A 6461-nucleotide genomic window follows, 5' to 3' on the forward strand; every position below is an offset into this window, starting at 1 on the left:
CCAGTTGGTTTTTGCCAGTTAGACTTTGTTTTCCTCTTCCATCTCTTTGTGGTACTCGTTGATGGATTTAATTGTAAGTTCCTCTCCCTTCTTCATAGTCTCTATGGCAGCGGCTGCGGCTATTGCGGCCTGCATTGTGGTGATGTACGGGACCTTGAAATCAACAGCAGCCCGCCTGATCCTTGAACCATCCCTGCGGGACTGTTTGCTTGTCGGGGTATTGATGATAAGGTTAACCTCGTCCCTGCGCATCATATCTATGACATTCGGACTTCCGTCATGGACCTTTTTCACCACATCCATGAAGACCCCGTGCTGTGCAAGATAGTTTACAGTACCCTCTGTGCCCATAAGTTCAAGGCCTGCTGCCTGCAGTTTCTTTGCAACGTCCACAAGTTCGGTTTTGTCTGCATTCCTTATGGAAAGGAAAACTTTTCCTGTAAGAGGCAGCACATTATCGGCTGCAAGCTCTGCCTTATAATATGCCCTTCCGAAGTCGTAGTCAATTCCCATTACCTCGCCAGTACTCTTCATCTCCGGGCCGAGGACAGGATCTGCACCTGGTAATTTATCGAAAGGCAAGAGGACTTCCTTAATCGAAACATGTTTGGGTTTTGGCTCGTCCATGTAGCCCAGGCTCTTTAAGCTGTGTCCTACAATTACCTTAGCTGCAATCTTTGCAAGCGGGATTCCAACGGCTTTTGAAACAAAAGGAATTGTCCTGCTTGAACGGGGGTTTGCTTCAAGCACATAGACCTTCCCGCCTTTCTCTGCCATCTGTATGTTAATCAGCCCTTTGACCCTGAGAGCAAGAGCTATCTTGCGGGTATAGTCCCTTACCTGGTCAAGAACCTCAGGCGAGAGACTCTGTGGTGGAATTACACAGGCCGAATCTCCGGAGTGAACACCTGCTTCCTCGATGTGCTCCATTATTGCGCCGATAATTACGTCTTTCTGGTCGCAGACTGCATCCACATCGATTTCAGAAGCTGCCTCAAGGAAATCATCAATCAGTATTGGGTGTTCGTGAGAGACCCTGACTGCCTCTTTCATATAGCGTTCAAGGTCCATTTCATCGTATACGATTTCCATTGCCCGCCCGCCAAGCACATAGGAAGGACGCACAAGCACAGGGAAGCCGATCCTCTTTGCAACCTCAATTGCTTCCTTCTGGGAAGTTGCATACCCGCCTTCAGGCTGTGGAACGCCAAGCTTCTGCATAAGGATATAGAACTTTTCCCTGTCTTCGGCAAGGTCCATGTCATCAGGGTCTGTTCCCAGGATCACGGTATTAAGGTCGGTCCTGCGCTTCAATTCCTGCTTGAGTGGAATTGCAAGGTTTACCGAGGTTTGTCCTCCGAACTGCACAAGGACTCCATCAGGCTTCTCACGCTCGATTACGTTCATCACATACTCAAGAGTAAGAGGTTCAAAAAAGAGCTTGTCTGAGGTATCAAAGTCTGTAGATACGGTTTCGGGGTTGTTATTGATAATATGAGTTTCTATGCCTTCTTCCCGAAGCGCAGTGACTGCATGCACAGTACAGTAATCGAACTCAATTCCCTGTCCGATCCTTATCGGGCCTGCACCAAGAATAAGAATCTTCTTCTTATCTGTGGTGGCATTTGTCTCGCAGGAGTCCTCGTAAGTAGAATAATAATAAGGAGTAGCTGCCTCAAACTCGGCTGCACAGGTATCTACCATCTTGAAGGTAGCCAGAATTCCGGCTTTATGTCTGAGGTCACTTATTTCCTGCCTGGTACTTCCAGTCAGTTCGGCAAGGCGAGTATCAGGGAAGCCCATCTTTTTTGCTTCAAGCAGGAGTTCAGGAGTGAGTTCTTCTGCCCTGATGCGCTTTTCCATATCCACGATACTTTTTATCTTTGAGATAAAGAATGGGTTGATACTCGAAAGCTCGAAAATTTCTTTTACCGACATACCCTTCTCAAGTGCATCGAAGATAACAAAAAGACGTTCGCTTGTAGGGGTCTTGAGGAGAGTTTTAGTTTCAGGCTCGTCCCAGTGCTTATTTCCTAACTGGTTGTCGATATCCAGGGACTTAAAAGCCTTCAGCAGGGATTCTTCAACAGTCCTGCCAATTGCCATGACTTCTCCCGTACTTTTCATGGCTGTAGTCAGGGTCTTGTCTGCAGTTGTGAACTTGTCAAAAGGCCACCTGGGAATTTTGGTAATTACGTAGTCCAGAGCAGGTTCAAAAGAAGCAGGAGTGCTCTTAGTAACATTGTTTATGATCTCATCAAGCTTCATTCCAATTGCAATTTTTGCAGTTACGCGGGCAATTGGATAGCCTGTAGCTTTTGATGCAAGGGCTGATGACCTTGAAACCCTTGGATTTACCTCAACAACGCGGTAATCGCCTTCTTTTAAGGCGTACTGGATATTGCACCCTCCCTCGATCTTGAGAGCTCGGATAATCTTGATTGAGGCACTCCTGAGCATCTGATGCTCAGCATCGCTTAAAGTCTGGGAAGGAGCAACAACTGCCGATTCTCCGGTATGCACTCCCATGGGGTCAATATTTTCCATGTTACAGATCACGATGCAGGTATCATTTGCATCTCTCATTACCTCATACTCGATCTCTGCCCAGCCAAGCACACTTTCTTCAATGAGCACCTGGTTGATGCGGCTGCGCCTGAGCCCACGTTCCGTAATATCAAGCAACTCTTCTTTTGTGCGTGCAATTCCGCCCCCTGCTCCTCCAAGAGTGTATGCCGGACGGACAATGAGAGGAAGGCCAAGTTCATCAACAACACTTTCGGCTTCTTTTAAAGAATTAACTGCCCGGCTTAAAGGAACCTTTTCTCCTATCTTGATCATTGTCTCTTTGAAGAGTTCCCTGTCTTCGGTATTTTTAATGGCTTCAACAGGGGTTCCCAGAATCTTAACCCCGTATTTTTCAAAAACACCCTTTTCTGCAAGTTCACTGGTAATATTAAGGCCAGTCTGACCTCCAATACCTGCAATAATCCCGTCCGGACGTTCTTTTTCAATAATTTTTGATACTATCTTGGCGTCAAGGGGCTCAATATAGACCGAATCAGCCATTTCAGGATCGGTCATTATGGTTGCAGGGTTTGAGTTTACAAGGACAACCTTTATCCCTTCTTCTTTTAAGGACCTGCAAGCCTGGCTGCCTGAAAAGTCGAATTCCGCAGCCTGTCCTATAGTAATTGGCCCTGAGCCGATAAGCAAAACCTTCTTTATGTCCTCGCGTTTTGGCATTAAATCTCACCTCCGAGGACCTTTACAACCTTGCCAAAGAACGTCTCCTCGGTATCCATAGGCCCTGCCTGGGCTTCAGGATGGAACTGTACACTGAAAATATCCAGGTCTTTGTGAGAAACCCCTTCTACGGTTTTGTCATTTGCATTCAGGTACTTTACATAAAGCCCCGTGCCGTCAAGGGAATCAGCATCAACGGCATACCCATGGTTCTGGGAGGTTATGAAAATCTTGTTTTCAATCAGGTCCTTTACTGGCTGGTTTCCTCCTCTGTGCCCGAATTTTAACTTGTAGGTTTTTGCTCCCATAGCAAGGGAAATAATCTGGTGCCCGAAACAAATCCCGCAAACCGGAATTGTGCCTGCAAAAGCCTTTACGGCATTGATCGCATCCGTTGCTTTTTCCGGGTCTCCTGGTCCATTTGAGATAAAAAGGAGGTCAGGTTCGTAATTTGCAATTTCCGAGGGTTTTATAGTTGCAGGAACCAGAGTAAGGTCAATTCCCCGCTTATGAAGGTTGTTTATGATATTGCGCTTAATCCCGAGGTCGACTATAACCGCATGTTTGCGTTTACTGCTGCCTTTCCAGGCGCCTTCTGCTCCGGGAATGAAATATGGCTCTTTACAGGTTACAAGGGAGATAAGTTCCTCATCCGTGAGCTGGGGAGAGTTTCTTGCTATATCAACAGCCTCTTCTCCGTCATCGCTGCCTGCGATAAGGGCTGCCCTCATGGTTCCGTGTTCCCTTGCCCTGATGGTGAGCATCCGAGTATCCACGCCTTCAATTCCTGGCTTCCCTTCATCCTCTAAAAATTTATGAATTGAACGGGATGATTTATAATGATAGGGCTTTTTGCAGGCCTCTCTTACAACAAGCCCTTCCGCATGCATGTTATCGGACTGGGCGCGCTCCCCGCTGACACCGTAGTTTCCGATAAGGGGATAAGTGAACATTAAAATCTGACCCTTGTAAGAAGGATCTGTTAGGGCCTCCTCATATCCCGTGAATTGAGTGGTAAAAACAAGTTCGCCGCAAGCTGTGCCTTCGGCACCAAAACCGGTGCCCTTAATAACTGTTCCGTCTTCTAAGCCTAGTACTGCTTTCATCATCTGAACCTGCGAGTAAATATCATAAGACATGTATAAGTGTTACGATGAATTTCCCAATTCCAGGAAGTCCTATATTTTTCAGTTTTTAAATATATAAATCTTTCAATTATATTTTTTCATCCGGGAGCCCTTTCTTCAAGTTCCAAAATTAAACTTATCTCCTGGAATGTTGACATTAAAAATAATACTTTTTTAATTAATTAGTTAATTCATTAATTAATTAATTAATTAAAAAATGCAGGAAATCTGGAAGATCGTATTAAAAATATATGGAAAGTCGTTAACTTACTGGAGTGGTGGATTTGTATTACAACAAAATCGTAACCTGAAGCTCCAATATGTTAAAGTAAAGCCAAATTTCATACTTTTAGATCCTGAAACCATATGTTACTTGTGCCAATTTTCTGAGAGAAATTTATTTTTTATATATTAAATTTTCGCAAAAATTGTATATATAATTGGGCAAGAAATAACAGCTAGGAAAATAAGTTGTTTAAGCTGCAAAAAATCGAGTGTTCTCTTAAGTTTATATTTCCAGTTACCTGATTTTTAGCTGTCCGAATCAATAGTAAAGAGAACTAACCAACTCGAGTAAACTTAGTTTTTATTAAATGGGTTTTGTGGCAATTTTTTAACAACGTTTTACCTTTGCAACGACTGTAAATAATTTTTGAAACCACTTAGGTCAAAACCTGGGTATCATTATGAACAAAAAAATAAAACTTGAAGTTCGAAATATTACCAAGGTCTTTGGTAAAAATCCTCAGAGAGTAATCTCCCTTCTAAAAGAAGGCTTCTCCAAAAGTGAAATTTTTGACAAAACAAAACAGACTGTTGGGCTCAACAACGTCAATTTCGAAGTCTACGAAGGAGAGATCTTCGTCATAATGGGACTTTCAGGTTCAGGTAAGTCTACTCTTTTACGCTGCTTAAACCGCCTTGTCGAGCCAACTGCGGGAGAAATCCTGATAGATGGGCAGAACATCACGCAGATGAATGCGGAAGAACTGCGTGATGTTCGCAGAACCAAGATTGGTATGGTATTTCAAAACTTCGCCCTACTTCCCCATAAAAACGTGCTTGATAACGTTGCTTACGGGCTTGAGATCCAGGGAATTCCTAAAGAAAAACGCTTCTCTAAGGCGCTTGTATCCATAGAAAACGTGGGCCTAAAAGGCTATGAACATAGCAGAATAACCCAGTTGAGTGGAGGCATGAAGCAGAGAGTGGGGCTTGCAAGAGCGCTTGCCAATGATCCTGAGATCCTGCTCATGGACGAAGCTTTCAGTGCCCTTGATCCACTTATCAGGAACGAGATGCAAGACGAGCTGATTGCCCTTGAGGATAGGGTGCAAAAAACAATTATCTTTGTCTCCCATGACCTGAATGAAGCCCTGAAACTCGGAGACCGCATTGCCATCATGAAAGACGGTGAAGTAGTCCAGATAGGGACTCCTGAAGAGATCCTGACCGAACCTGCAAATTCCTATGTTTCAAGGTTCGTTTCAGGTGTTGACAGGTCTAAAATCCTTACCGCTGAATCGGTTATGAAACGGCCTGAACCGCTAGTGTCTATCAATTCCGGGCCCAGGGTTGCTATTCAGTTGATGAAAGATTATGGGATTTCCTCGATTTATGTAGTTGAAGGAAAGAACAGGCATCTGAAAGGCATACTTATGATAGATGATGCACTTGAAGCCCTTAGGGGTGGGAAGAGCCTTGAAGCAGCAATGTTTCCTGAGGCCCCACGTGTCACCCCAGATAGACCTCTTAGTGAGGTGATTTCCTTGATTGCAGGAAGCCAGTACCCCCTTGCTGTGGTCAATGATTCAGGAAAACTGCTTGGGATTATAGTCCGGGGCAATGTACTTGGTGCTCTTGCAATGGCTGGAGAAAACGGGCAGGCTGAGGCCTCCAAAGAAAAAAATCCAGAAAAAAGGAACTCAGAAGAAAGAAGCGTTTCAGAGAAAACTTTTGAAGGAAAGCCTGCTGAGAAAACTGTCCTGATAGGTAAAAATGAAGGAGAAGCCGGACCCCCATCAAAAAGTTTAGGAGTTCCGAATGTCCAGAATAGTATAGACAACGGAACTGCCAGTGAGTCTGTGC

At 44.6% G+C, this 6461-nt stretch carries 3 protein-coding genes; 1 reads left to right on the forward strand and 2 read right to left on the reverse strand.

Going from position 1 to position 6461, the window contains the following annotated elements; all coding sequences use genetic code 11:
- Positions 1 to 18: 18 nt before the first annotated feature.
- Both carB and carA read right to left on the reverse strand, forming a co-directional pair.
- Positions 19 to 3246 carry a carbamoyl-phosphate synthase large subunit gene (gene carB, locus A9239_RS03820; protein ID WP_048155108.1) on the reverse strand — a complete coding sequence of 1076 codons (3228 nt, stop codon included), beginning with the start codon at positions 3244 to 3246 and terminating at the stop codon, positions 19 to 21.
- On the reverse strand, positions 3246 to 4352 hold the full coding sequence (carA, locus tag A9239_RS03825; protein WP_048156882.1) for a glutamine-hydrolyzing carbamoyl-phosphate synthase small subunit: 1107 nt from the start codon (positions 4350 to 4352) through the stop codon (positions 3246 to 3248). The genes carB and carA overlap by 1 nt, the downstream gene beginning before the upstream one ends.
- Positions 4353 to 5059: 707 nt before the next feature.
- On the opposite strand from carA, the gene A9239_RS03830 reads away from it, so the two are divergent.
- Positions 5060 to 6461, forward strand: a 1402-nt coding sequence (locus A9239_RS03830) for a glycine betaine/L-proline ABC transporter ATP-binding protein (RefSeq protein ID WP_069575225.1), incomplete at its 3' end; no start/stop codon positions are given.

It is taken from the genome of Methanosarcina sp. A14 (genome assembly GCF_001729375.1).
In the GTDB taxonomy this organism is placed as follows: Archaea; Halobacteriota; Methanosarcinia; order Methanosarcinales; family Methanosarcinaceae; genus Methanosarcina; species Methanosarcina barkeri.

Coding starts and splice junctions, on each gene's coding strand:
- carA (WP_048156882.1), bottom strand. CDS start 4,352: ATGAAAGCAGTACTAGGCTTAGAAGACGGAACAGTTATTAAGGGCACC.
- carB (WP_048155108.1), bottom strand. CDS start 3,246: ATGCCAAAACGCGAGGACATAAAGAAGGTTTTGCTTATCGGCTCAGGG.